Origin of the sequence: Dactylosporangium sp. CA-052675, from assembly GCF_050947935.1 — a bacterium.
Classification (GTDB): domain Bacteria; phylum Actinomycetota; class Actinomycetes; order Mycobacteriales; family Micromonosporaceae; genus Dactylosporangium.
Genome location: NZ_CP192010.1, coordinates 7,028,947 through 7,053,364, shown reverse-complemented (window position 1 = coordinate 7,053,364; position 24,418 = coordinate 7,028,947). Strand labels below are relative to the sequence as shown.

The following is a 24,418-nucleotide window of genomic DNA, read 5'->3' as shown; positions in this document are numbered from 1 at the left end:
GTGCGACGCGCGCTCGGGGTGCTGACGGCGGCCGTGCTGCTGGTCACCGGCTGCACGCCCCGGCCGCCGCACGCCCAGGGCCTGCCCATCACCTCCCCGGGCGCCACCCGCAGCACCGCCGTCGAGGACCACGGCAACCGCGACGGCACCTCGTCGCCGGTCGCCGACCCGATCTACCCGGCCTACGGCAACCCCGCGCTCGACGTCCTGCACTACGACCTGGCCCTGACCTGGGCCCCCGAGCCGCGCACGCTCACCGGCACCGCGACGATCCGCGTGCGCGCCGTGCACGCCGTGGACGCGGTCAGGCTCGACTTCTCCAGCGCGTACACCCTGAGCTCCATCAGCATCGACGGAGCCACCGTGCCGGGCCGGGTCGCGGACGGCGATCTCGTCGTCGACAAGGCGCTGCCGGCGGGGGCGGTGGCGACGCTCGCGGTGGGGTACAGCGGGACCCCCACGACCGTCGCGATGCCCTCGCACCGCGGGGACGTGGAGCCGCTCGGCCTGACGGTGACCCCGGGCGGCGAGCTGTGGACGATGCAGGAGCCGTACGGGGCCAGCACCTGGTACCCGGCGAACGACCAGCCGTCGGACAAGGCGCTGTACGACATCGCGGTCACGGTGCCGCAGGGCTGGTCGGCCGTCGCGAGCGGCACGCCCGGCCCGGTCTCCGGCACCACCTTCCGCTACGCCTCGGCCACGCCCGTCGCCTCCTACCTGACCACGCTCGCGGTCGGGCAGTACACGAAGACCGAGCTCACGGGCCCGAACAACCTCCCGATCACCCTGTGGACCCGCCCCTCCGACAACGCCGGCCAGCTCGAGGCGCTGCGGCAGCTCCCGGCGTACGTCCAGTGGCTGGAGACCCGCTTCGGCCCGTACCCGTTCCCGTCGACCGGCGTGGTCCTCGTGCCGTCGCAGTCCGCGATGGAGACCCAGCAGATGATGACCGTCGGCGCCGACGTGGCCCACGGCACCGGCGCCCCCGACGTCCTCGTCCACGAGCTGGCCCACCAGTGGTTCGGCGACGCGGTCGGCCCGGCGACCTGGCAGGACGTGTGGCTGAACGAGGGCTGGGCCAGTTACGTCGAGCAGCTGTACCGCACCCGGTCCGACCCGGCGGCGATGGCCCGCTGGGAACGGGCGGCCCGCTCCGCCGACGCCGACCTGCGCGGGCGCATCGGCCCGCCGGGCCACCCGCGGGCGGACAGCTTCGCCGAGAACAACGTCTACGTGTGCCCGGCCCTGATGCTGCGGCAGCTGCACATGGCCCTGGGCGACGAGCGCTTCTTCGCCCTGGGCCGGGCGTGGGCGTCGTCGAACGCGGGCACGGCGAAGTCGCGGGCGGACTTCATCGCCTTCGTGAACCGCCAGACCGGCCGCGACTTCACGTCCCTGATCAACGCCTGGCTGGACTCCCCGACGACACCCGCCTGACACGGCCGGCCTCAGGACGGCGACGGGTCGACAGCGAACGCGGCCGGCGGCGGAGGCCACGACCCCGGCGTGGCCGATCATGCACGCGGTGCTGCACGGCGTGGGCCGCGACCAGTGCATGGCCCGGCACAGGGCCAGCCACCTGCACGATGCCCACTGCGGCCCCCCGAACCCTCGACCCAATCGTCAGAAGGCATCGTCGCGGCGCCGGGCGCGGCTGACCATCGCCCGAAGCGCTCGCCGCGGGCCCCGCGCGACGGACGCATTCCGGCAGGAGCCGCCCCGGCGGCTGCGCGGCCGATCGCCGGTCCGCTCCTCAGGCCCGGGCGTCGAGGATCTCGGCGATCTGCAGCATGCGCGGGTCCGCCGTCAGCTCCTCGAGCTTGAGCGGCAGCGGAATGCGCCAGTTCGGGTACTGCGACGAAGTCCCCGGCAGGTTGGGCTGCCGCGGTTCGCCGAGCACGTCGTACGGCGACGCGAGCACGATGCGGCACGGCGTGCGGGTCAGCAGCCGGTGCATCGCCACCACGAGTTCGGCGTCCGTGCTCGTCTCGTCCGCCAGGCCCTCGGCGCTCAGCAGGGTCAGCAGCGCGGCGCGGTCCCGGTCCGCCGCGGCCTGTTCCTGCGGCACCGGGCGGGTCAGGACGCCGGCCTCGGCGCGGGCGCGGACGTGCTCGCCGGTCAGGAAGCCCGTCGCCGTCGGCAGGTCGTGCGTCGAGATGCTCGCCATGGCGTTCGCGGGCCACTGGGCCGGGGGGATGAAGGCGCCGTCGTCGTCCCGGGTGAACCACAGCACCGCCGAGCCCAGGATGTTGCGCGCCTGCAGGGTCTGCGTGACCACCGGCTCCACGGTGCCCAGGTCCTCGCCGACCACCACGGCGCCCGCGCGGACGGCCTCCTCGATCAGGACGCCGAGCATGGACTCGGCGTCGTAGTGCACGTAGGCGCCCTGCGCCGCGCCGTGGCCCGGCGGGATCCACCACAGGCGCCACAGGCCGGCCACGTGGTCGACCCGCAGGCCGCCGGCGTGCTCGAAGATGCCGCGCAGGAGGTTTCGGTACGCCTCGTAGCCCGTCGCCGCCAGGCGATCCGGGCGCCACGTCGCCAGGCCCCAGTCCTGGCCCTGCTGGTTGAACGCGTCCGGCGGGGCGCCGACCTTCGCGCCCTGGGCGATCACGTCCTGCAGGGTCCACGCGTCCGCGCCGCCCGGGTCGATGCCGACCGCGAGGTCGTGCACGATGCCGACCGCCATGCCCGCCGCGGCCGCGTTGGCGGCGGCGAGCTGCTCGGCGCAGCGGCGCTGGAGCCACACGTGGAAGGCGGCGCGCTTCGGGTCGGCCGCGGCGTACGCGGCGGGGCCCGGGCGGCGCAGCTCTTGCGGCCACTCGCGCCAGTCGACGCCGTGGACCTCGGCGAGCGCGGTGTAGGTCGCGAAGTCGCGCAGCGCCGGCTCGACGTCCGAGACCGCGGCATGATCCGCAAGCTCGGCGGCGAGCAACTGCAGGGCCGACCGCTTCGCGCGCCACACGGTGTCGTAGTCGATCAGGTCGGCCGAGGCCGGGCGGAGCGCGTCGACCCGGGAGCGCAGCTCGGCATCCGCCGCTCGGTACTCGGGCAGGTCCTCGACGCGCAGGTAGACGGCGTTGACGAAGCGGCGGGAGGACGGCGAGTACGGCGACGACGGCATCGGGTCGACCGGCGCCACGGCGTGCAGGGGGTTGACCAGGATCGCGCCGGCGCCGGTCAGGGCCGCCCAGCGCGCGAACACGGCCAGGTCGGCGAAGTCGCCCACGCCCCAGGAGGCGGCGGAGCGCACACCGTACAGCTGGATCATCCATCCCCACGTGCGGGGCACCTCGGGCAGCGCAACGGGTGCGGCGGCCGGCGTGACCCCGGCGTCCCGCGGCTCGAGCAGGGCCATGACGGACCGCACGACCTCGGGATCGATGTCGACGCGGCGGTGGCCCGCGGTCTCGTACCAGGTGGCGACCCCTCGGGCCGCGGCCTCGGCGGCCAGGGACTCTTCAGACATAGGCGACACGTCGCCAGTCTTACCCCAAGGCCGCGATCACGAAGCGGCGAAACGCGCAAGGCCGCGGCGCCGAAGCGGCGAAACGCGCAAGGCCGCGGCGCCGAAGCGGCGAAACGCGCAAGGCCGCGATCGCGAAGCCGCGAAACGCGCAAGGCCGCGATCGCGAAGCCGCGAAACGCGCAAGCCCGCGGCGCCGAAGCCGCGAAACGCGCAAGCCCGCGGCGCCGAAGCCGCGAAACGCACAAGGCCGTGATGCCGAAGCTACGAAACGCGCGATCACGGGGCGGTGGCGACCGGGCCGGCGGTGACGCGGTCGCGCAGCACCAGGCTCGGCACCGACTCGGCGCCCACGAGCTGTAAGGCCTGGCGCACCCCGCGGCCGCAGCGCACGACCGTGTGCCGGTGCGGGCGCGACGCGGCGAAGCGGACGATGTGCGCGGCCCCGGCCGCGTCGACGAAGTCGAGGTCGCTCGCGTCGAGCATGACCACGGAGTCGGACCCCGCCACCAGCTCGAGGATCGACGGCAGCGACTCCGCGTTCGAGGCGTCCAGCTCGCCGGTGAGCCGCAGGTGCGCGCCCCAGCCGCCCAGCGTGAACGCCAGCAGCGGCCCGGGGTGCACCGCCCCGATGCGCGCCAGCAGCTCCTTGCCGAACCGCCGCCGGTCGTAGAGGCACAGCTTCGTCACGCGCGGGTCGCCGAAGAAGCGGTTCACCTGGTGCTCGTAGGCGAACAGGTCGGTCGGCGTCCACGCGGGCCGGTCGGTCCAGGTCATCTCGCCGGCGAGGGCGAGCGCCGGCCACCCGCCCCGCAGCGTGCCGTCGACGAGCCGGCCGATCAGGTCGAGCATGTCCGCCACGCCGAACAGCGGGCCGCCGAAGCCCCCGAGCGTGGCACCGGTCTGACCGGTGCCGTAGCGCACGGTGCTGAGCTGCCCGGGCGCGGCCCCGGTCACGCCGGCCGCCAGCGCCCGGGCCAGGTCGTCCGAATCGGTGTCGAGGAAGATCACGGCGCGGTGACCAGCGGTGACGGCGCGTTGCGCGAAGTCGGTCAGCAGCCCGCGGATCTCGTGGTCGCCTGAGTAGGACAGCGTCACGTGCCTGCCGAACAACGCCGTCCCAAGCTCCCGCACGGGCAACACTTTACGACGTGCAATGCCGTGCCGTGCGTGCCGCAGGCGTGAATGCCCGACTTGCTCTACTCAACCCACCGGCGTGTCGCTACTCAATGAAGATGACCTTCGCTAGAGCCGCGGCGCGTCGTCCGCCTTGTCGTCGGCGAGCGCGGCCGGACCCAGGATGAGCGGGTCGGGCGTGCCGACGAGATCGGCGTCCTTGTTGGCGTAGTCGAACCGGCTCAACACGTGCCGCATCGCCTCGAGCCGCGCCCGCTTCTTGTCGTTGCTCTTCACGACCGTCCAGGGCGCGTCGGCGGTGTCGGTGTAGAAGAACATCGCCTCCTTGGCCTCGGTGTAGTCGTCCCACTTGTCCAGCGACGCGAGGTCCATCGGCGACAGCTTCCACTGCCGCACCGGGTCCACCTGCCGGATCAGGAACCGGGTGCGCTGCTCGTTGCGCGACACCGAGAACCAGAACTTGACCAGCTTGATGCCGGAGCGCACGAGCATCCGCTCGAGCTCGGGGGCCTGGCGCATGAATTCGAGGTACTCGGCCCGGTTGCAGAATCCCATGACCCGCTCGACCCCGGCCCGGTTATACCAGGACCGGTCGAAGAGGACGATCTCGCCGGCGGCGGGCAGGTGCTGGACGTAGCGCTGGAAGTACCACTGCGTCGACTCCCGCTCGCTGGGCTTCTCCAGCGCGACCACGCGGGCGCCGCGCGGGTTCAGGTGCTCCATGAACCGCTTGATCGTGCCGCCCTTGCCGGCCGCGTCGCGCCCCTCGAAGAGGATCACGAGCCGATCGCCCCGGTCCTTGATCGAGTTCTGCAGCTTGAGCAGCTCGATCTGCAGGAGGCGCTTGGTGCGGTCGTACTCCGCGCGCGTCATCCGCTCGTCGTACGGATACTCCTCCCGCCACGTGTCGACCGGCTGACCGTCCTTGCGCAGCAGCACCGGGTCGTCATCGTCGTCGTCCTCGACCAGGTAGTCGTCGAGCGAGAGTTGCGTCATCCTTTCGATGTACCCCAAGCCCCGGCATTTGACCACTGCCGGGGCTTGAACACCGGGCAACGAGGAAGATCACTGGTACCCGCGGATCTCCTTGAACGCCGCCGGCAGCGAGCCCGTGCGGGCGTCGAAGGTGCGGCCCCCGGTGACGTCGGCGATCTGCTGCATCTCGGCGACGTTGCCCTCGCCGAAGAGGATCGTGAACACGGGCACCTTGGCCAGCTGCGGCACCCGGGCCTTGAACGCGTCCAGCCGCGAACCCGCGGTGACCTCGCCGTCGGTGAGCAGCACGATCGACGTGAACCGGTCGGGGTCGTCCCTGGCGAGGGCCGCCGCCTGGTCGTAGGCGGCGAACAGGGCGTCGTAGATCGCGGTGTCCCCGGAGACCTTCAGCCCGGCGGCGTAGGCCCGGATCTGCTCCAGCGTCGGCTGGAAGTTGTCCTCGGGCACGTCGAACCGGCTCACCTGGCCGGGCTTGGTGCTGAACGGGACCATGAGCACCTGCTCGCGGCCGTTGAACCGGCTGAACTGCCCGGACAGGCTGGTGTCGGCGCCGGTGAGGCCGATGAGCGCGTTCTTGAGCCCCTCGATGCGCTCGCCCTTCATCGAGCCGGACAGGTCCAGCACGTAGATCGTGCGCGCGGGCTTGCGCAGGTCGTCGCCGAACGCCCCGATGAGCGCGTCGGCCGCCTCCAGCTTGCCGGGGAAGGGCAGCTCGGGGAGGCTTCCGCCGCCCTTGGGGCCGAACTCGGCAGCCAGGGCCAGATTGGGCACCGCCGGCCGCCGCCACGTGCGCGCCATGATCTCCTGCTGCACGCTCGGCCGGCGCAGGTAGTCGGCGATCGCGGCGTAGTTCGTCCGCGTCGGCTCGGCGACCTGGCCGGACTCCCCGGCCAGCAGCGTCAGCGGGTAGTCGGCGGTGACGGCGCCGTCGGACGGGTACACCACCGAAAGCTTCTCGGGAAGCTTGCCGGAGGCGTTGAGCGACAGGATCACCGACTCGTAGTTGACGAGCCCGTCGACGGCGTGGTCGTTCTTCTCCACGGCGTTCCTGGCGAACGCGTCGGCCAGCCAGCCCGACGAGCCGGCCGTGAGGTTCTGCCCGGCGAAGAAGGCCCGCAGGCGCGGGGTGAGCGGGGCGATCTGCTCGGTGCCGAGCGCCGCGCCGGTGCCGGACAGGGCCGCGGCGACCCCGACGAGCGCCGAGAAGCCCGAGTTGGAGCTGGCCGGGTTCGTCATGCCGTAGGTGAACTTGTGCTCGCCGGCGGCGACCGCGATCTCCGACCAGGTCGGGCGGTGCCCGGCCCAGCCCAGCCGCTCGGCGACGGACTCGCGCAGGCCGAGCACGACCGGCGAGGTCGCGATCTTGGTGGCGGTGCCGATCCGGTCCCCGGCGCCGGGGTGCAGCTGCAGGTACCGGTTGCTGGCGAACCAGATCGCGTCGTAGCTCTTGGCGGCGTTGCCCGACACCACGTTCTCGACGCCGTCGAGGGTGCCGGTGGCCTGCAGCTTCACCTCGACCCCGGTGGCCTGGCGGGCCTTGTCGAGGATCGGCTGGAGGTCGGCGAGCTCGCTGCCGGCGAGGACGCGCAGGGTGCCGGAGCCCTTGAGGTACGGGCCCTCGCCGGCCGCCGGCTCGGACCCCTTCGGCTTGCCGGTGCACGCGCCGAGCAGCAGGACACCAACCAGAGCCGCGACGCCGAGCCGCCTCATGCCATCTTCTCCTCAAGCTTCGCCAGCAGGCTGTGCTGGGTGTCGTAGTCGGGGTCGGGCACGGCGCCGGCGATGGAGTCCGGCAGGGCGGCATCGGCGGGCCGTACCTTGGCGAAGATCGGCGCGGTCAGCGTGCTGTCCGCGGTCCGGAAGCCGTGCTGGGCCGCCAGGCGCTGCAGCTCCCGGTCGCTCGCCAGGAGCTTGGCCACGGTGACGCCGTCCGGGCTCAGCGGCACGATCGTGTGCTCGCACGTGAGGGTCGGCGTGGGGTACAGCACCGTCTGCCCGTCGGCGAGCCCCTGGTTGACCGCGTGGTCGACGAACTGGGCCTCATAGATGAGCACCATCGGCGCGAAGTCGGTCCCGCGGCGCAGGTAGCTCTCGAACGGCTCCTCGCTCGTGGTGTCCACGGCGCCCTGGTCGGTGAAGAGCTTCGCGACCGCGCCGAGGTCCCCGCCGGTGACCTCGTCCAGCAGCGCGGCGAACATCGCCGCGGAGTTGGAGTCCTGCGGCCGGGTGGTGGCCACGAGCACGTTCTGCGCGACGGGCCGCGTGGTGTTGCCGGGGATGTCGGTCCACTTCAGGCTGCGGCGGTTCGCGTCGACCAGCGCCTTGAGGTTCAGCCGCCAGACCCGGGCGCTGTCGCGTTCGGCCAGCTTGGCGCTGCCCAGCAGGTCCACGATCGGCTGGAAGGTCGCGACGGCCAGCGGGGAGGAGAACACCACGACGTTCTCGCCCTTGGGGTCGGCGTGGCGGCGCACCTCCTCGGCGGCGGCCTTGCTGCTGGGGAAGGCGAAGTCGTACCCCGCCGTGCGCGTGACCATCTGCCGGGACCCGGACGCGTCGGCGCGCACCGCCCAGCCGTGCCGGGCCAGGGCCGCCTTCACCGCGGGGTCGTCGAAGAACGGCTGCTTCTCGGAGCCGACGATCGCGGTGAGCTGCTTGACGTCGCCCCCGCCGGGCCCCGCGCCGCGGCCGAGCAGGTGCCCGGCGACGGCGCCGACGACGACCAGCACGAGCACCAGGACGATCAGCGGTCCGGTCCGTTTCACGCTCCGATCCTGCCCTACTCCGTCAAGTTTCGTCCGTCAATGTCCTGTTCAGACGGCGTTCATTTCGTCCACAGTGGAGCGCCACCGTGTCGGGCGCATCACCCTGCGTCGACACGTGCGGGGAATGCTTCATCCGAATGGCCGAGCCTCGCCGCCGACCGGCTGGCCAGGGGCTGAATCCGCTTTGCTCGATGTCATACTGCCCGTCGGTCATGGGGAGGATGGCGCGGATGGGAAGGCATCAGACGGCGGGCGGCGCGCTCGGCGTGGTCCTGCGCGGGCTGGTGCTGCTGCTCGCCGTCGGGCTCGTCGCCGGCGCCGGGTGGTACGTGCTGCACGACACGCCCGCCGGTGACGGCGGCGGCCAGTGCCCGACCACGCTGCGGGTCGTGACCGCGTCCTCGTTCTCCACCGTCGTCTCCGCGGCCGGCCGGACCCTGCGCGCCGACAAGGACTGCATCCAGCTCGACATCACCACCGCCGACGGACGCCCCGCGGCCGGCCAGCTCGCCCAGGTCAACGCCGACGTGTGGATCCCCGACGACGCCAGCTGGGCCACCGTCGCGGCGCCCGGGCTCCTGGCCCCCACGGGCAAGGACAGCCCCGCGCCCACGCTCGCGACCTCGCCGATCTTCATGGTCACCGACGAGGCCACCGCGGCGCGGATCAAGGGCGGGCAGGAGGGCGGCTGGCTGGCCCTCGCCGAGCTGCTCGACGCGAAGTCCTCCGGCGTGCGCCTGGTCGTGCGCGACCCGTCGCTGTCGGGCGACGGCCTGGTCGCGGCCGGGGCCGTGGGCGAGGCAGTCTGGCTCAAGGAGGGCATGGACGCCTCCTCGCTCGCGCTGAACACCACGCTGACGGTGACCCGCACCGTGACCCACGACCTGGCCGCGACCCCGGACGAGCCGGGTGAGGTCGGGCTGGTCCCGGAGTACGCGCTGCTGCCCATCATGAACCTCGCGCAGACCCGCACCTACCTGGCGGGGGCGGACCATACGGCGCTCATGCGGTACACCTGGCTGCCCACCGCGGCGGCGGCCCGCGACCCGAAGCGCGTCGCGGCCCTCAGGCGCCTGCTCGACAGCTTCGGCCGCACGGAGGTGCGCCAGGCCATCACCGCCGCCGGCCTGCGCGGCCCCGGCCAGGTCCGCCCGCCGTTCGAGGGCGGCTCCGCCCTGCCCGAGCCGACCGCGCCGCCGTTCGACGTGCTGGGCGCCCACCACGTGCAGCACGTCTTCGCGACCTGGGACCCCGAGGACCGCCGCGGCAACCTGCTCATCGCCGTGGACATGGCCGGCCCGGCCAACGGCGCGAGCCCGGCCGGCTCCGCACCGGGCAAGCAGGCCCCGATCGACGTGCTCAAGGCCGGCTGCCGCGTGGTCGGCGACCTCATGCCGGTCGGCTCCGGCCTCGGCCTGTGGGAGATCAGCCCCGGCCAGCCCGGCGGCTACCGCAAGCTGCTGCCGTCGGACCGCCTGGACGACACGTCGAAGGCCGCCTTCACCCGCTCCGTGAACACCTTGACCACGCACAAGCCCGGCCCGGGGCTGCTGGACACGATCGTCGCGGCGTACCAGTCCGTGCGCGACGACTGGCACGACGACATGTTCAACCAGGTCTTCATCCTGACCGACGACGCGAACAAGGACAGCGCGAACGCGGCCGCGGTGTCGGCGATGGTCGAGAAGCTCAAGGGACTGCAGGACCCGCAGCGCCCGGTCACGATCAGCGTGGTCGTGCTCGGCAAGAAGGACGCCGCGGACCGTCTGAAGGCGGCGCTGCAGCCGCTGGGCGCGTACGTCGACAACGCCCAGCAGGTCGACGACGTCCAGGCCGCGTTCATCCACGTCGTGGCGGGCGGCCTGCACGAATAGCCCGGCCACCTTGACGCCCCTTGCTAGGAAGGGGCAACGTCGGCGAGCGCGCCGCCCTGCGAATCGGCGGCGCCGCTCGCGACGCGGAGGGGCCCCGCGGCGCGCACCGGTGAGCACTCACCGGCAACGGGGGCGCGCCGCGGGCCACTACGCACTCCTCGCACGGGCCCGCCGCCATGCCGACAGACCCCACGGGGCCAGCGGCGCGGCCGTTGCCCCTGACGGCCGGACGCGATCCCGAGCGTGCCGCCGCGACCCTCGCGACGCGGTCGGCGCACGTGGATGCGGAGCCGCAGTGGAGGTCGCACGTTCGTGCGCTGCCCTCGGCGGCAGTGCACCACACTCGAGTCGCGCGGATCGGCCGATCACGGGATGGCAGTCCGGTTCAGCCGGCCCCGCGGCACTGTCTAGAGGTTCACGTCGCCGCAGAGGTGGACCTCCACGCCGAGTGCGGACAGCAGGGCGGCCTTGGCCAGCAGGGCCTTGTCCGCGGTCGCGGCGTCGGGGGCGTACGCCACGTTCAGGTGGTTGGCCCTGTGCCGGGCCATGAACTGGTCGCGGCCCACGCCGTGCAGCACCGCGTGCATGATCGGCCACGCCGGGGTCGTGGCCTCCGAGCGGCGCCGCGACTCCTCGTCCGGCAGGGATACGGCCGAGGCGCGGCCCAGGTCGGCGTGCAGCGCGCCGCCCTGGACGAAGACGCGGCTCCAGACCACCTCGCCCGGCTTGCAGATGCCCTTGATGGTCGAGCCGCCGAGCGGGAAGTACACCGGGTCCTGCCGCCAGCCGACCGCCTCCGCGTAGCCCGTGGCGAAGTGTGACGCCGGGACCGAGCCCGAGATCTCCCACACCCACACGAAGCGGCCGTCGTAGTCCTCGCCCCACCGGACGTCGTGCAGGGTCGTCGCCGGGTCGAGGCCCATGGCGGTCCAGATCCGGTTCGTGACCAGCGCGTCGACCGCCACGCCCTCGTCGGCCTCATTGAAGTGCGGCAGCGGGGCGCCGTCCCACAGCACGCGGGAGCCGTCGCGGGAGGTCACCGGCGGGCGGGAGACGTTGTTCAGCAGGCCCTCGGCGAGGTCCGAGGCGGGGCAGACGTCCTTCAGGCCCTGCTGGTACTGGATGCCGACCGCGTCGAGGCCGAAGTCGTCGCTGATGCGCAGGGCGGCGATGTACATCTTCAGCTGCCACCGCACCTGCTCGCGCGTCAGCGAGGTCTCCTCGTCGTCGCCGAACCGGAACGTCATGCCGCGCTCGACCAGCCAGTCGAAGGCCGCGTCCGCCTCCTCGGATGGGACCCGCCGCATCTCGGCCCACAGCGCGGACTGCGAGAGCCGCTCCTTGTAGATGCCGATCGGGTTCAGCAGCTCGTCGTCGATGATGGCGTTGTACATCCCCATGCAGCCCTCGTCGAAGACGCCGATGATGGCCTTGTCGGCGAGCAGCTGCCCGGCCAGCGCCCGGCCCAGCGCGACCTCGGGGCCGTCCGCGAGCGCGGGGAGGTCGCGCACGTGGGAGGCGTCGTGCGGCACCGAGCCGGTGCTGACCCACGAGCGCAGGCCGGACTTGAACCACTCGTCGGTGAAGTCCACCGACCACAGCGTGGAGTAGGCGACGCCCATCTTCGCCATCCCGGCGTTCACGCCGAGCAGGCCGACCAGGCCGGGCCAGTCGCCGGCGAAGTTCGCCACGGTGAGGATCGGGCCGCGGTGGGTCCGCAGGCCCGCGAGGACGTGGTGGCTGTACTGCCACACCGCCTCCGCCACGATCAGCGGCGCGTCCGGCGGGATCGTCTTGAAGACCTCCAGCCCCATGCGCTGGCTGGAGATGAACCCGTGCCCGGCCTCGGGGTCGTAGTCGTGGGCCCGCCGCACGCGCCAGCCGAGCTCGGCGAGCGCGGCGGCCACGGCGGCCTCCATCCGCTCCTGGGTCGGCCAGCCGGCGCGGTTCGCGGCGGGGCGCAGGTCGCCGCTGGCGATGAGGTACGCGGTGTTCGGCTCGGCGGCGGGGCGGGACGGTGCGGCGGGGAGGGTGTAGGTGCTCATCGGGGTCCTCCGGGAGATGTCACGCGAGCAGCCGCTGGCGGGCCGCGAGCGTGTGGGCGATGGTGCGGGTGGCCGGGTAGAGGTCGAGGTAGAGCGCGTAGAGCTCGTCGTACTGCGCCCGCGGGGACGGCTCCACGACGAAGGAGGGCGGGTTCCAGCGGTCGATGTCGGCCGGCGAGACCGAGGAGGCGGCCAGGAAGGCGGCGCCGTAGGAGGCGCCCACGGTCACCTGGGGCACCACCTGGGGCAGGCCCGTGACCGACGAGACGATCCGGGTCCACAGGCCGCCCCGCGTGCCGCCGCCGACCGCCACCACGCGCGAGATGCCGGCGCCGGCCGAGCGCAGGGCCTCGATGTTGTGCCGCACGCCGAACGCGGTGGCCTCCAGCGCCGCCCGGTACAGGTCGCCACGCGTGTGGGACAGGGTCAGCCCGGCGATCACGCCGCGCGCGTCCGGGTCCTGGACCGGGGTGCGCTCCCCGGCGAAGTACGGCAGCATGAGCAGCCCGCGCGCGCCCGGGCCGGACGCCTCGGCCTCGGCCAGCAGCTCCTCGAACCCGGCGCCGGTGAGGCCGCGCAGCCACGCGGTCACGGCGCCGGAGGTGGCCATCCCGCCCGCGAGGTTGCGGGTGCCGGGGAAGGCGCCGACGGTACCCCACATCACCGGGCTCGTCACGAGCCGGTCGACGGTCGCGACGAGGAACATCGTGGTGCCGTACATGAGCATGAGGTCGCCCGGGCGCTGGGCGCCGACGCTGACCGCCTCGGTCCACGCGTCGATGGTGCCGGTGATCACCGGGGTGCCCGCGGGGATGCCGGCGACGGCGCGCGCGGTGGTGCCGGCCACGTCGCCGGGCCACGCCAGCGGCGGCAGTTCCAGGCCCGGGGCGATCAGCTCGGACCAGGGCCGGTGCCAGTCCAGCGTGTGCGTGTCGAACAGCGGGGTGCACTGGCTGGCCGAGTGGAAGTCCAGGACATAGGAGCCCGTCAACCTGTACGCCAGCCACGACGCCGGCATGAAGAGCCTGCGCGCTCGGGCGGACGCCGCGGGCTCGTGCGCGGCGAGCCAGGCCAGCTTCGGGCCGACCGCCTGCGAGGACAACGCCGAGCCGCAGCGCTCCCGGATCGCGTCGGCGCCGCCCAGCCGCTCGGTGAGCGCCGCGATCTCGGCGGTGGCGCGGGTGTCGACGCCGTACAGCACCGCCGGGCGCACCGGGGTGCCCGCCGCGTCCGTGAGCAGGACGCACGGGCCCATGCCGCTGACCCCGACGGCGGCGACGGTGACGCCCGCGGTCAGCTCCTCGGCGAGGGAGACGAACTCGTCCCACCACACCGCGCCGTCCATCTCGACGTGGCCCGGGTGCGGCCGGTCCACGTCGTGCTCGCGCACCGCGGTGCGCACCACGGCACCGTCGGCGTCGACGAGGACGCCCTTGCTGCTGGAGGTACCGATGTCGACGCCCAGCACCAGGGTCATCGTTGCTCCCTCGTCCGCAGGACCACGGTCTTGGCGGGGCCGGCGTCGCCCCCGATGCGCTCCAGCAGCAACGCCGCCGCGGCCTCGCCGAGCTCGCGCGCCGGCACGTCCACGACCCGGATGCCGCGGCGGCCGAACGACGCGAACGGCAGGTCGCCGAAGACCGCGAGGCCGAAGCCGGGCGGGGCGAGCCCGGCGTCGTGCAGCGCGTCGAGCGCCCCCGCGGCCATCAGGTTGTTCGCCACCACCGCGGCGTCCGGCGGCTCGGGCAGCGCGAGCAGCTCGGCCATCGCCGCCCGGCCGCCGTCGACGCGGTAGTCGGCGTAGCGGAGCAGGTCCTCGAGGTAGTCCTCGCCCGCGTGCCGGGCCGCCGCCTGCCGCCAGCCCGCCATCCGCAGCTGCGCGGTCTCCACCGAGCTCGGCCCGGTGATGCAGGCGACCCGGGTGAAGCCGGCCGCGAACAGCGACTCCGCCGCGGAGCGCCCGCCGGCCCGGTTGTCCACGGTGACCGCGTCGACGTCGGCACGGGCCAGGCTGCGGTCGACGGCGACGACGGGCCGGCGGTGCGCGACGAGCCGGCTCACGTCGCTGGCGTCGTCGGCCGGGGCCAGGATCACGCCGGCCATGTGCTCGGCGAGCGCGATGTCGATGTAGGTCGCCTCGCGGTCCGGGTCCTCGTCGGTGTTGCACAGCACCACGGAGAAGCCGGCCGCCCGGGCCCGGTTCTCGACCCCGCGGGCGAGCGCGGTGAAGAACGGGTTCTCGATGTCGGGAATGATCAGGCCGATCACCGCCGAGTGCTGCCCGCGCAGGCGCCGGGCGGTGCGGTTGGGCGTGAAGTCGAGCTCGGCGGCGGCCGCCCGCACGAGCCGCTCGGACTCGGCGGAGACCCTGGCCCCGTTGAGCACCCGGCTGACGGTCGCGGGGGAGACACCGGCCCGGGCCGCCACCTCGTAGATGGTCACCACGTGCGGAAGTCCTCGCGCAGGCTGCGGCGCAGCGCGGCGAGGCGCCGCTCGCGGGTGGCGACGCTGGCCTCGGCGTCCGGGTCGTAGACCTCGAACGCGTGGACCCCGCCCGGCACCAGCTCGAACACCGTCGGCACCCCGGCCTCGGCGAGCCGGCGCGCGTAGCCGGCGTCCTCGTCGCGGAACAGGTCGAGGCCGCCGGTGTCGAGGTAGGTCGGCGGCAGCCCGCGCAGGTCGCCGGCGCGCGCGGGGGCGGCGTAGGCGTCGGCGGGCCGGCCGCCGAGGTACGCCGCCCAGGCCACGTCGGCCAGGCGCCGGTTCCAGACGGGGGCGTCGGCGTTCTCGGCGGCGCTCGGGGTCTCGTGGCGGTCGTCGAGCATCGGGTAGTAGAGGTGGGCGGCGGCGATCGCGGGTCCGCCCTCGTCGCGGGTCAGCAGGCACAGGGCCGCGGCCAGCCCGCCGCCGGCGCTGCCCCCGGCCACGACGACCCGCTCGTGACGGGCCGCGCACCAGGCCAGGGCCGTGCGGCAGTCGTGCAGCGGGGCCGGGTGCGGATGCTCGGGGGCGAGCCGGTAGTCCACGGCCACGACCGTGGCCCCGAGCGCGGCGGCGAGGTCGCAGCAGAACGCGTCGTCGTACTCGGCGGCGCCGAGGAACATCCCGCCGCCGTGCAGCCACAGCACGCAGGCGGGCCCGGTGCCGTGCACGCGCAGCGCCACGCCGCCGGCGTCCACGACCCGCGGTGCGACGGCGGGCGGGACGAGCGTGCGCAGGCGGTCGTCGAGGGCCCGTACCGCGGCCACCGAGAGCGGCCCGCCGGGCAGGTGCGCGGTGAGCGGGATCATCGGCTCGCCCGCAGCGCGTCGATCTCGTCGAGCAGCGCGGCGGTCTGCCGGCCCGCGATCGTCAGCAGCAGCGGGGCGGCGACGAGGGCGAGCACGCCGGCCGAGGCCGCGGCGGCGAACGCGCCCAGCACGGTCAGCCCGGTCAGGGTGAGGGCCCAGGCGGGGCGGTACGCGGCGAGGATGACCCCGCCGCGCAGCGCCGCCAGGCCGCGCTTGCCCCGAACCGCACCGTAGGCGAGCGCGTAGGGCCCGACGATCAGGACGGCCGCGGCCGGCACCACGCCCCAGGGGGCGAGCAGCGCCAGGCCGGCGACCGAGAGCAGCAGCGCGAGCACCGGGTCGACCCTGACCATGGCCGCCGCCCGCGGGTGCTCGCCGGCGGTGAGCGCGGCGAGCCCGGTCAGCGCGAGGGTCACCGGCAGCGTCGCCGCGGCCGCGACCCAGCCGGGCGCGCCGGCGAGCAGGGCGGCGCCGAGCGGTACCGCGCTGAGCCCGAGCAGCAGCCCGGCGCCGAGGTTGCGGGGCAGCTCGTGCCAGAAGGCGGTGGCGGCGGACCAGGCGAGCCCGGGGAGGGTGGTGTTGTCCATCAGAGTTTCAATCCGCTCGATGCGATCGACTGCACGATGTAGCGCTGGGCCACGATGAACACGACCAGGACCGGCACGATCGCCATCGCGATGCCGGCCGCGATGGTGCCCAGCGAGCCGGTGGAGAACCGCCCGGCCAGCAGCACCAGGCCCACCGGGAGGGTCTGCCGCTCGGTGTCGCTGATCATGACCAGCGGCAGCAGGAGGTCGTTCCACCAGTAGGTGAAGCACAGGATGCCCAGCGTGGCGATCGACGGGCCGGACAGCGGCAGGATCACCCGCAGGAAGGTGCGCAGGTGCCCGGCGCCGTCGAGCTTCGCCGCCTCCTCCAGCTCGAACGGCAGCGCGAGGAAGTGCTGGCGCAGCAGGAAGATGCCGAACGCGCTGAAGACGCCCGGCAGGATCAGCGCCCACAGCGTGTTGGTCAGCTGCAGCTTCGACATGACCAGGAACAGCGGCACGATCGTCACCTGGATCGGGATCATGAGCGAGCCGATGACGACCGCGAACAGCACGCCCTTGCCGCGGAAGCGCAGCCGGGCGAACGCGTAGCCGGCGGTGGAGCAGGTGACGAGCTGCGCCAGCGTGATCGTGGTCGACACGATGATCGAGTTGAGGAAGAAGCGCACGTACGGCACCTGGTCGGTGACCTTGCCGAAGTTCTTTGTGGTGAGGTTGTCCGGGTCGAAGGTGGGCGGGAGCCGGTACAGCTCCGCGTCCGAGCCCGAGAACGCGCCCCGGAAGATCCACAGGAACGGCGCGGTGATCGCGAGCGCGGCGATGACGAGGATCGTGAACGTCGCCACGCGGGACAGGATGCGGCTCAATCGTAGAACGTCCATCTTCTTGACAGCCGGAACTGGATCGCGGTGAGCACGATGAGCACCAGCATGAAGGTGATGCCGATGGCGGAGGCGTAGCCGAGGTCGAAGTCGCCGAACGCGCGGTCGTAGAGGTACTCCACGATCGTCCGGCTGGCGTCGCCCGGCCCGCCCTGGGTCAGCACCCGCGGCTCGGCGAAGATCTGGAACGAGTTGATGGTGTTGATGACGACGAGGAAGAAGATCGTCGGCGAGAGCATCGGGAACGTGATGCGCCAGAAGCGGGTCCAGGCGTTGGCCCCGTCGACGATCGCGGCCTCCTTGAGCGCGTCGGGGATGGCCTGCAGCCCGGCGATGTAGACGAGGATCGAGAACCCGATCGTCTTCCACGAGTTGACCACGATCACCGACACCGGCGCGAAGGCCGAGGAGCCGAGCCAGTCGACGCGGTCCACGCCGAGCAGCCCGAGCAGGTAGTTGACCAGGCCGAGGTCCTTGTTGAGCAGGAACCGCCAGATCAGCGCGACCGCCGAGGCCGACACGACGAACGGGAACAGGAACGACAGCCGGAAGAAGCCGCGCAGCCAGCGGGGCATCCGCGTCTCCAGCAGCACCGCGAGGAGCAGGCCGAAGACGACGTTCACGGCCAGGATCGCCAGGGCCATGGAGGTCGTGGAGCCGTACACGCCGAGCAGCCGCTCGTCGTGCACCAGCCGGTCGAAGTTGGCCAGGCCCACGAACTCGCCGTCGCTGAGCAGGTTCCAGTCGTAGAAGCTCAGGTACAGCACGCCCGCGGTCGGGGCGAACACGAAGACGAGGAACGTCACGATCGACGGGGACAGGAACCCCAGGGCCGCGAGCCCGTCCCGGCGTCGCCGGCGGGGGACCCCCCGGCCGGGGTCGGCGACGACCGCGGCCGGGGGGATGGTGCCAGTTGTCATGAGGTCAGCCATTTCAGCAGGTGACGATGCTGCTCAGCTCGCCCTGCATGTTCTTGAGACCGTCGGCGACGCTCGCCTCGCCCGCGAAGATGAGCTGCAGGTGGCGCAGGACGGTCGACTCGAAGGCGCTGTACTTCGCCGGCGCCGGGTACGGCACGAGCGTCGGGTACTTGTCGATGCTGTCGTAGTAGAGGTCGGAGTTCGCGGGCGGCACACCGACCTTCGAGATCGTCTGGGCGAGCGAGCGCCGCGACGGGATGGAGTCGCCGGGCTTGTCGGGCGTGCCGACGTACTGCTTCTCGATCTCCTCGCTGACCGTGAACTTCTGGTACTCCCAGGCCAGGTCGGGGTTCTTGGACGACTTCAGGATCGGGTAGCCGGCGCCGCCGAAGACCGTCTTGTAGGTGTCGCCCTTGGGGTAGAGCTGGATGTCGAACGCCTTGAACCCGGCGGGCAGGAAGGTCGCGATGGGCCAGCGGCCGGCGCCGAACATGGCCACCTGACCGTTCTGGAAGCGGGTGAACACGTCGCTCATCGGCATCGGGGCGGGGGAGACGCCCTCGGTGATGAGGTTGCGCAGGAACGACACGGCCTTGTTGACCTGGGGCGAGTCGGCGGTCGCCTGGCACACGTCGGCGCTGGTGAGGTTGCCGCCGGCGTTGGCGACCCAGGGCATGATGCCGGGGAAGATCTCGTTGCTGGCCCACGTGAAGCCGTACCGGTCCGGCTTGCCGTCGCCGTTGGTGTCCGCGGTGAGCTTCTTGGCGGTCGCCTCGAAGTCGGCCCACGTCCAGTCGGCCTTCGGCGGCTCCACGCCGGCCTGCTTGAACACGTCGGTGTTGTAGTAGACGACCATGTCGTTCCAGCCGTACGTCAGCGTGACGACGTCGCCCTTGACCGTGAAGCCGTCGATGAGCCCCTTGGCGATGTCGCCCGTGAGCGTCTTGGCCTCGGCGTCGGACTCCAGGTACTTGTTGATCGGCAGCACGAGCTTGTTGGCGTGCACGAACTGGGCGCCCTCGCCCGAGATGACCATGACGTCGGGGCGCTTGCCGGAGGCGATGAGCGTGGCGACGTTCGCGTAGTAGGTGCCCCAGTTCTCACCGGTGACGGGGGTGAGCGTCACCTTGGTGCCGGCGTGGGCGGCCATGAAGGCGTCGGCCGTGGCCTTGTTGCCGGCCTCCGCGGCCGGCCCGTAGTTCCAGTAGACGATCTCGAGCGACCTGTCGCCGCCGGAGGCCCCGGGGTCGTCGTTCGAGCAGCCCGCCAAGGGTGAGACCGCGAGCGCGGCGGTCGCGCACAGCAGCGCGAACTTGCGTAACGGGGTGTTCATGAGCCTGCGTCCCTCTCGGATTGGGAGGCGGTTGGGAGGCGGTGCGGTGGGCACAGTGAAGTCCAAGAAATCGATTTCGTCAAGGACCCCTCCACAGACTCGTCATGGTGGCTCTGATCAGGGAACTTCTCTGCTGGTATCGATTGCAGTCACGGGGCGAGATCGGCCCGGAGGACGATCGTGCGGGGCGGCTGGGCGTCGCCGGCGAGGCGCTCCAGCAGCATCGTCGCGGCGGTCGTGCCCAGGTGGCGGGCGGGCAGCCGGACCTGCACCACGGCCGGCGGGGTCAGGAACATGAACGGCAGCTCGCCGACGACCGCGAGCCCGAACTTCGCCGGGTCCACGCCGGCCTCGAGGAGCGCCTGCAGCGCGCCGACACCCATGAGGTTGTTCGTGGTCAGCACCGCGTCGGGCGGCTCCGGCAGGGCCAGGAGCTGCCGCATCGCCGCGTGGCCGCCGTCGGCGCGGAAGTTCGCGTGGCGCAGGAAACCCTCCGCCACCGCGGCCCGCCGCGCGGTCATGACCTGCCGCCAGCCCAGGAAGCGGTCCTCGGTCGCCTCGATGCCGACGGGGCCGGCGATGCAGGCGATGCGGCGGTACCCGGCGTCGAACAGCGCCGTCGTGGCCGCGATGCCGGCGGCCCGGTTGTCGACCTTGACCGCGTCGACCGGGTAGGGCGTGGTGCGGTCCACGGCCACGACCGGGCGGCCGAGCGAGGCGATCGCGCCGAGGTCGGCCTCGTCCGAGGCGGGCGCCAGGATCACCCCCGCCATCTGCTCGGACGCGGCGATCTGCAGGTAGCGCAGCTCCTTGGCGGGGTCGTCGTCGGTGTTGCACAGCACCACGGAGAACCCCGCCGCCTGGGCCCGGTCCTCCACGCCGCGGGCGAGCGCGGTGAAGAACGGGTTCTCGATGTCGGGGATGAGCAGGGCGACCACCTCGGAGCTCTGCTTGCGCAGCCGGCGGGCGGTCTTGTTGGGCGTGAAGGCCAGCTTGGCGGCGGCGTCGCGCACGGCCCGCTGCTTCTCGGGCGACACGGTGTTGCCGTTGAAGACGCGCGAGACGGTCGCCGGCGAGACCCCAGCCAGCGCCGCCACCTCGTAGATCGTGGCCATGGAGCCACACTCTAGGGCGTCTTGACAGACGGGGAGGCAGGATCTACCTTCCGTGAAATCGATTTCACGGGTTCGGCTTCTGACACGCGGAGGATCTTGTGTACGTCGGAGACGCTCGGCGCGCGGTGGCGTTCCCGCTCGGCGGGCTCGGCACGGGGCACGTGGCGCTGTGCGGGGACGGGGCGCTGCGGCAGTGGCAGCTCAACGGGCCGCCGAACCACACGGGCCTGCTGCCGGACTCGTTCTTCGCGCTGCGGGTCTCCTCCCTGGAGCCGCCGGACGACGTCGTGCGCCTCCTGCGCGCCGCCCCGATCGCGCCCCACCCGCGCCCGGCCGCGAACGTCTCCGACGCCGACGTGCCGGACGCGGGGGAGCCCTGGCGCTGGCCGTTCGTGGCCGACACGACGTTCGAGGCGGCCTACCCGTTCGCGACCGTCACCTACCGCGACCCGGCGCTGCCCGTCGCCGTCGCGCTCGAGGCGCACACGCCCTTCGTGCCGCTCGACGCCGACGCGAGCGCGCTGCCGCTGGTCCGCTTCCGCTTCACGATCCGCAACGACAGCGCCGAGTTCCGCCACGGGTTCCTGCTCGGCACGCTGCAGAACGCGGCCGGCTGGGACGGTGTGACCCCGATCCGGGGCACCCGCGGTGCGGGCTACGGCGGCAACGTCAACCGGCTGCTGCGCCGGCCGGGCCAGTCCGGCGTGCTCATGGACCACCCGGGCCTGGCCGAGGACGACCCGGCCGCCGGTGAGCTGCTGCTGTGGACCGACGCGCCCGCCGCCGTCCTGCCGCGCGCCCACGACGCCGACGCGCTGCTGCGCTTCGCCGAGACCGTGCGCCTCGTCGCCCCGACCCAGCTCGGCGACTACTCCGACGCCACCCTGCGCGCGGCCCTGGCCTGCGGCGCGTCGCCGATGCGCGCGCCGAGCGGCCCGAGCCCGGCCGGGCACACCTGGGACGCCGCCGTCGCGGCCGCGTTCGCGCTGGGGCCGGGGGAGTCCACGACCATCGACATCGTGCACGCGTGGTGGTTCCCGAACCGGTACGCCGACTTCGACCGCTTCGGACCCCAGCACGCGTACGGCCCGGCCCGCTTCTGGGTCGGCAACCACTACGCGACCCGGTTCGGCGGCGCCCTCGACGTGCTCGACGCCTACCTCGCCGACCGCGACCGGCTCGACGCCGCGTCGCGCGCGTGGGCCGACGCGGTGGCGGGCAGCGACCTGCCCGAGCCGCTGCGGGAGACGATCGCGGCCCAGCCCGCCCTGGTGCGCTCGCCGAGCGTGTTCCGCACCGCGGACGGCCGCACGTTCGCCTTCGAGGGCGCCCTGGGCGCCTCCACCCGCAACTGGAACGGCGACGCGGGCGGCTCCTGCCCGCTCAACTGCAACCACGTGCTCAACTACGAGCAGGCCCTGGCCCGGCTGTTCCCGTCCGCCGGGCGGGACATGCGCGAGACCGAGTTCGCCGTCCAGGCCCCGGACGGGTCGATCCCGCACCGGGTCGTCCTGCCGCTGTACCTGCCGCAGCTGCACGGGGTGCCGATCGGCGGGCCGGAGCGCCCGGCGCTGGACGGCATGCTGGGCGCGGTGCTCAAGACCTACCGCTCGGTCCAGGACGGGGCGGGCTCCGACTGGCTGCGCGCGCGGTGGCCGGCCCTGGTCTCGCTGATGTCCTATGTCTCCGACACGTGGGATAGGGAAGGCGACGGCGTCCTGCGCGGGGATCAGCCGGTCACGTACGACATCTCGCTGCACGAGCCCAACATGTTCGTCGGCGGGCTGTGGCTGGCGGCGCTGCGGGCGATGCAGGAGATGGGCGGCGGGCCGGCGTTCGGGGAGCGCTTCGAGCGCGCCTCGAAGGCGTACGACGCGCTGCTGTGGAACGGCGAGTTCTACGCCTTCGGTGCGGGGTGCCTCTCCGACCAGCTGCTCGGGCAGTGGTGGGCGCACGAGCTCGACCTCGGCCACCTGCTGCCCGTCGACCGGGTGCGCACGGCGCTGCGGTCGATCGTGCGGTACAACCTGCGCCGTGGCTTCGCGAAACACGGCTATCGGGAGTTCGCCGACGGCGACGAGACCGGGCTGGTGGTCTGCACCTGGCCCCACGGGGGGCGCCCGGCGGTCCCGCTGCGCTACTGCGACGAGGTGTGGACCGGCGTGGAGTACCAGGTGGCCGCCCACTGCCTGTACGAGGGCCTCGACGAGGAGGGCCTGGCGATCGTCCGCGGCGTGCGGGCCCGCTACGACGGCACGCGCCGCAACCCGTTCAACGAGATCGAGTGCGGCGACCACTACGTGCGCGCCATGGCGGGCTGGTCGCTGCTGACGGCCTGGACGCGTGGCCGGCGCCCCGGCCGCTATCCCTACGTGGCCGGCACGTCCTGGGGCTCGCTCGAGGTCGCCGCCGACGGCGGGATCTCCTGCAGCAGCCACGAGTTCCCGTCCGGGTCGGCGAACCCGGCGTAGAGGATGCCGCCCATGTCCTGCACCTCGCCGACGTCGACGCCCCGCTTGAGCAGCGCCTCCCGGGCCGTGCGGACGTCGTCGACGACGAGGTGCAGGCCGTGCACGACGCCGGGCGCCTGGTCCATGCCGGGCAGGCCCTTGGAGAGCAGCATCGAGCAGGCCGAGCCGGGCGGGGTCAGCTGGATGATCCGGGCGCCGTTGCCGGGCTCGATGTCGTGGTCCACGTGGAAGCCGAGCCGGTCGGCGTAGAAGGCCCGGGCCGCGTCGACGTCGGCGACCGGGATCGGCACCAGCTCCAGCCGCATGGTGAACTGCCCGGCGAGGTAGGAGTCCAGGTTCGCGTAGGTGGCCTCCATGCCCTCGCGCATCCCGCTGCGCAGGGCGTTGTCGCGGGCCTCGGCCGACGGGTACGTGATGTGGGTCGTGATCCGGGTCCGGCCGCCGAGGTCGGTGAACGTCAGGGTGTTGCGGGTCGCGGGCCAGCCCGCCCAGGCCTCGGTGCTCACCAGCCGCTGCGGCCGCTCGACCTCCTCGAAGGTGCCCGAGATCGTCAGCTCCTCGCCGCTCGCGGTGCTCCAGACGTACCGGAACGCCCCGCCCGGCCGCGGGTCGATCTCGCACACGCCCATGGTCCAGCCGGGCGGGCCGACCATCCAGTGCGGCAGGTGCTCGGGGCTGGTGTGCACGTCGAACACGAGCCCGGCCGGCGCGGCCACGACCCGGGTGATCCGCACCCCCCGCTCGCCGTCCAGCTCGAATCCGGTCACGCCCAGCGTGTCAGTGCTCATCGTCCGGCTCCCTGATGTCGTCCTGAAGAAACTGCAGATAAGCGTCCAGGCGCGAGTAGCTCTCGTCCCAGAAACGCCGGTACTCCTCGGCGAACGCGGCGACCTCCCGCAGCGGCCCGGCCTCCAGCCGGCAGGGCCGCCACTGCGCCTCCCGCCCGCGCGAAATCAGCCCGGCCTGCTCCAGCACCCGCAGGTGCTTGGAGATCGCGGGCCCGCTCATCGCGAACGGCGCCGACAGCTCCTTCACGGTCGCCTCGCCCGCGCTGAGCCGGGCGAGGATCGCCCGGCGCGTCGGGTCCGCGAGGGCCGCGAAGGTCATGCTCAGCCGATCAGTGCTCATCGCGTACCTAACCAAGTGGTTATCTAACCTCTTGGTTACTTAAGCAGCTCGTCGGGGGTGTGGTCAAGGGGAGTCCCCCGCGCGAATCGAGGCCGCCCCTCCGATCGCCGGTCCGCGCGCCGGTGCCGCTTCGACCCGGCCGCGGGCGCCGAGCGGCCCCGTTCACCGACCCGGCCGAGGTGTGGGACGCGGCCGTGGTGCCCGCGCTGCGGCCGGGGCGTGACGCGCATCGGCGGCGGCGAGGCTGCCCCAGCCGACGGCCGCCCCGGCGCCGCCGGGCCTCGCCCTGGCGCCGGCGGGCCGGGAGATGCTGGCGGGCTGCGACAGCTGACCGCCGAGCCGCTCCACGGCCCGGCGTGGGGCGTGACGCTCATCGGCGGCGGCCAGGCTGCCCCAGCCGACGGCCGCCCCGGCGCCGCCGGGCCTCGCCCTGGCGCCGGCGGGCCGGG

The 24,418-nt window shown here is 73.1% G+C and carries 19 protein-coding genes; 3 read left to right on the top strand and 16 right to left on the bottom strand.

Annotated features, from left to right (window positions below; all coding sequences use genetic code 11):
- Positions 1 to 1,440, top strand: coding sequence for a M1 family metallopeptidase (locus ACQP1P_RS31450; protein ID WP_433076318.1), 1,440 nt, complete (start codon positions 1 to 3; stop codon positions 1,438 to 1,440).
- Between the two features lie 316 nt (positions 1,441 to 1,756).
- On the opposite strand, the gene malQ is transcribed toward ACQP1P_RS31450, so the two are convergent.
- The 5 genes from malQ to ACQP1P_RS31425 form a co-directional block, all read right to left on the bottom strand.
- Positions 1,757 to 3,472: a 4-alpha-glucanotransferase gene (malQ, locus tag ACQP1P_RS31445; protein WP_433076316.1), complete on the bottom strand. Its 1,716-nt coding sequence runs from the start codon at positions 3,470 to 3,472 to the stop codon at positions 1,757 to 1,759.
- Between the two features lie 276 nt (positions 3,473 to 3,748).
- Complete coding sequence (locus ACQP1P_RS31440) at positions 3,749 to 4,603, bottom strand: MEDS domain-containing protein (RefSeq protein WP_433076315.1); 855 nt, start codon at positions 4,601 to 4,603, stop codon at positions 3,749 to 3,751.
- A 111-nt stretch (positions 4,604 to 4,714) separates the two neighbouring features.
- Positions 4,715 to 5,602 carry a polyphosphate kinase 2 gene (ppk2, locus tag ACQP1P_RS31435; protein WP_433076313.1) on the bottom strand — a complete coding sequence of 296 codons (888 nt, stop codon included), beginning with the start codon at positions 5,600 to 5,602 and terminating at the stop codon, positions 4,715 to 4,717.
- A gap of 69 nt (positions 5,603 to 5,671) precedes the next feature.
- The gene (locus tag ACQP1P_RS31430; RefSeq protein WP_433076311.1) at positions 5,672 to 7,312 is read right to left on the bottom strand and encodes a VWA domain-containing protein; all 1,641 of its coding nucleotides are present in this window, start codon (positions 7,310 to 7,312) and stop codon (positions 5,672 to 5,674) included.
- Complete coding sequence (locus tag ACQP1P_RS31425) at positions 7,309 to 8,364, bottom strand: hypothetical protein (protein ID WP_433076309.1); 1,056 nt, start codon at positions 8,362 to 8,364, stop codon at positions 7,309 to 7,311. Before ACQP1P_RS31425 ends, ACQP1P_RS31430 begins: the two co-directional genes overlap by 4 nt.
- Before the next feature lie 230 nt (positions 8,365 to 8,594).
- Between ACQP1P_RS31425 and ACQP1P_RS31420 the strand changes: the two genes are divergently transcribed.
- A complete protein-coding gene (locus ACQP1P_RS31420) occupies positions 8,595 to 10,238 on the top strand; it encodes a substrate-binding domain-containing protein (RefSeq protein ID WP_433076307.1) in 1,644 nt (547 codons plus the stop codon).
- 407 nt (positions 10,239 to 10,645) lie between these two features.
- Here the strand turns inward: ACQP1P_RS31420 and ACQP1P_RS31415 are convergent, their stop codons facing one another.
- The 9 genes from ACQP1P_RS31415 to ACQP1P_RS31375 form a co-directional block, all read right to left on the bottom strand.
- The gene (locus ACQP1P_RS31415) at positions 10,646 to 12,283 is read right to left on the bottom strand and encodes a fucose isomerase (protein WP_433076306.1); all 1,638 of its coding nucleotides are present in this window, start codon (positions 12,281 to 12,283) and stop codon (positions 10,646 to 10,648) included.
- Between the two features lie 19 nt (positions 12,284 to 12,302).
- A complete protein-coding gene (locus tag ACQP1P_RS31410) occupies positions 12,303 to 13,760 on the bottom strand; it encodes an FGGY-family carbohydrate kinase (protein WP_433076304.1) in 1,458 nt (485 codons plus the stop codon).
- Positions 13,757 to 14,728 carry a LacI family DNA-binding transcriptional regulator gene (locus ACQP1P_RS31405; RefSeq protein WP_433076302.1) on the bottom strand — a complete coding sequence of 324 codons (972 nt, stop codon included), beginning with the start codon at positions 14,726 to 14,728 and terminating at the stop codon, positions 13,757 to 13,759. Before ACQP1P_RS31405 ends, ACQP1P_RS31410 begins: the two co-directional genes overlap by 4 nt.
- Positions 14,722 to 15,573 (bottom strand): alpha/beta hydrolase, encoded by an 852-nt coding sequence (locus ACQP1P_RS31400; RefSeq protein ID WP_433076300.1) that lies wholly within the window; start codon positions 15,571 to 15,573, stop codon positions 14,722 to 14,724. Before ACQP1P_RS31400 ends, ACQP1P_RS31405 begins: the two co-directional genes overlap by 7 nt.
- Entirely contained in the window at positions 15,570 to 16,160 is a 591-nt protein-coding gene (locus tag ACQP1P_RS31395; protein ID WP_433076298.1) for a hypothetical protein, read from the bottom strand. The genes ACQP1P_RS31400 and ACQP1P_RS31395 overlap by 4 nt, the downstream gene beginning before the upstream one ends.
- On the bottom strand, positions 16,160 to 16,966 hold the full coding sequence (locus ACQP1P_RS31390) for a carbohydrate ABC transporter permease (RefSeq protein ID WP_433076296.1): 807 nt from the start codon (positions 16,964 to 16,966) through the stop codon (positions 16,160 to 16,162). The genes ACQP1P_RS31395 and ACQP1P_RS31390 overlap by 1 nt, the downstream gene beginning before the upstream one ends.
- A gap of 17 nt (positions 16,967 to 16,983) precedes the next feature.
- Positions 16,984 to 17,922, bottom strand: a complete 939-nt coding sequence (locus ACQP1P_RS31385; RefSeq protein ID WP_433076294.1) for a carbohydrate ABC transporter permease — start codon at positions 17,920 to 17,922, stop codon at positions 16,984 to 16,986.
- Positions 17,923 to 17,935: 13 nt separating this feature from the next.
- Positions 17,936 to 19,255, bottom strand: a complete 1,320-nt coding sequence (locus tag ACQP1P_RS31380) for an ABC transporter substrate-binding protein (RefSeq protein ID WP_433076292.1) — start codon at positions 19,253 to 19,255, stop codon at positions 17,936 to 17,938.
- 149 nt (positions 19,256 to 19,404) lie between these two features.
- The gene (locus ACQP1P_RS31375; RefSeq protein ID WP_433076290.1) at positions 19,405 to 20,370 is read right to left on the bottom strand and encodes a LacI family DNA-binding transcriptional regulator; all 966 of its coding nucleotides are present in this window, start codon (positions 20,368 to 20,370) and stop codon (positions 19,405 to 19,407) included.
- A gap of 98 nt (positions 20,371 to 20,468) precedes the next feature.
- Here ACQP1P_RS31375 and ACQP1P_RS31370 point away from each other — a divergent pair, with 98 nt between their 5' ends.
- Entirely contained in the window at positions 20,469 to 22,841 is a 2,373-nt protein-coding gene (locus tag ACQP1P_RS31370; protein WP_433076288.1) for a GH116 family glycosyl-hydrolase, read from the top strand.
- Here the strand turns inward: ACQP1P_RS31370 and ACQP1P_RS31365 are convergent.
- A complete protein-coding gene (locus ACQP1P_RS31365; RefSeq protein ID WP_433076286.1) occupies positions 22,739 to 23,629 on the bottom strand; it encodes an SRPBCC domain-containing protein in 891 nt (296 codons plus the stop codon). The genes ACQP1P_RS31370 and ACQP1P_RS31365 overlap by 103 nt on opposite strands.
- Complete coding sequence (locus tag ACQP1P_RS31360) at positions 23,619 to 23,969, bottom strand: ArsR/SmtB family transcription factor (protein ID WP_433076284.1); 351 nt, start codon at positions 23,967 to 23,969, stop codon at positions 23,619 to 23,621. The genes ACQP1P_RS31365 and ACQP1P_RS31360 overlap by 11 nt, the downstream gene beginning before the upstream one ends.
- Between the last annotated feature and the right edge of the window lie 449 nt (positions 23,970 to 24,418).

What these genes read in the sequence shown, in the direction of transcription:
- malQ (WP_433076316.1), bottom strand. Translation starts at nt 3,472, where the DNA reads ATGTCTGAAGAGTCCCTGGCCGCCGAGGCCGCGGCCCGAGGGGTCGCC.
- ppk2 (WP_433076313.1), bottom strand. Translation starts at nt 5,602, where the DNA reads ATGACGCAACTCTCGCTCGACGACTACCTGGTCGAGGACGACGACGAT.
- ACQP1P_RS31430 (WP_433076311.1), bottom strand. Translation starts at nt 7,312, where the DNA reads ATGAGGCGGCTCGGCGTCGCGGCTCTGGTTGGTGTCCTGCTGCTCGGC.
- ACQP1P_RS31420 (WP_433076307.1), top strand. Translation starts at nt 8,595, where the DNA reads ATGGGAAGGCATCAGACGGCGGGCGGCGCGCTCGGCGTGGTCCTGCGC.
- ACQP1P_RS31415 (WP_433076306.1), bottom strand. Translation starts at nt 12,283, where the DNA reads ATGAGCACCTACACCCTCCCCGCCGCACCGTCCCGCCCCGCCGCCGAG.
- ACQP1P_RS31410 (WP_433076304.1), bottom strand. Translation starts at nt 13,760, where the DNA reads ATGACCCTGGTGCTGGGCGTCGACATCGGTACCTCCAGCAGCAAGGGC.
- ACQP1P_RS31400 (WP_433076300.1), bottom strand. Translation starts at nt 15,573, where the DNA reads ATGATCCCGCTCACCGCGCACCTGCCCGGCGGGCCGCTCTCGGTGGCC.
- ACQP1P_RS31395 (WP_433076298.1), bottom strand. Translation starts at nt 16,160, where the DNA reads ATGGACAACACCACCCTCCCCGGGCTCGCCTGGTCCGCCGCCACCGCC.
- ACQP1P_RS31385 (WP_433076294.1), bottom strand. Translation starts at nt 17,922, where the DNA reads ATGACAACTGGCACCATCCCCCCGGCCGCGGTCGTCGCCGACCCCGGC.
- ACQP1P_RS31380 (WP_433076292.1), bottom strand. Translation starts at nt 19,255, where the DNA reads ATGAACACCCCGTTACGCAAGTTCGCGCTGCTGTGCGCGACCGCCGCG.
- ACQP1P_RS31375 (WP_433076290.1), bottom strand. Translation starts at nt 20,370, where the DNA reads ATGGCCACGATCTACGAGGTGGCGGCGCTGGCTGGGGTCTCGCCGGCG.
- ACQP1P_RS31365 (WP_433076286.1), bottom strand. Translation starts at nt 23,629, where the DNA reads ATGAGCACTGACACGCTGGGCGTGACCGGATTCGAGCTGGACGGCGAG.
- ACQP1P_RS31360 (WP_433076284.1), bottom strand. Translation starts at nt 23,969, where the DNA reads ATGAGCACTGATCGGCTGAGCATGACCTTCGCGGCCCTCGCGGACCCG.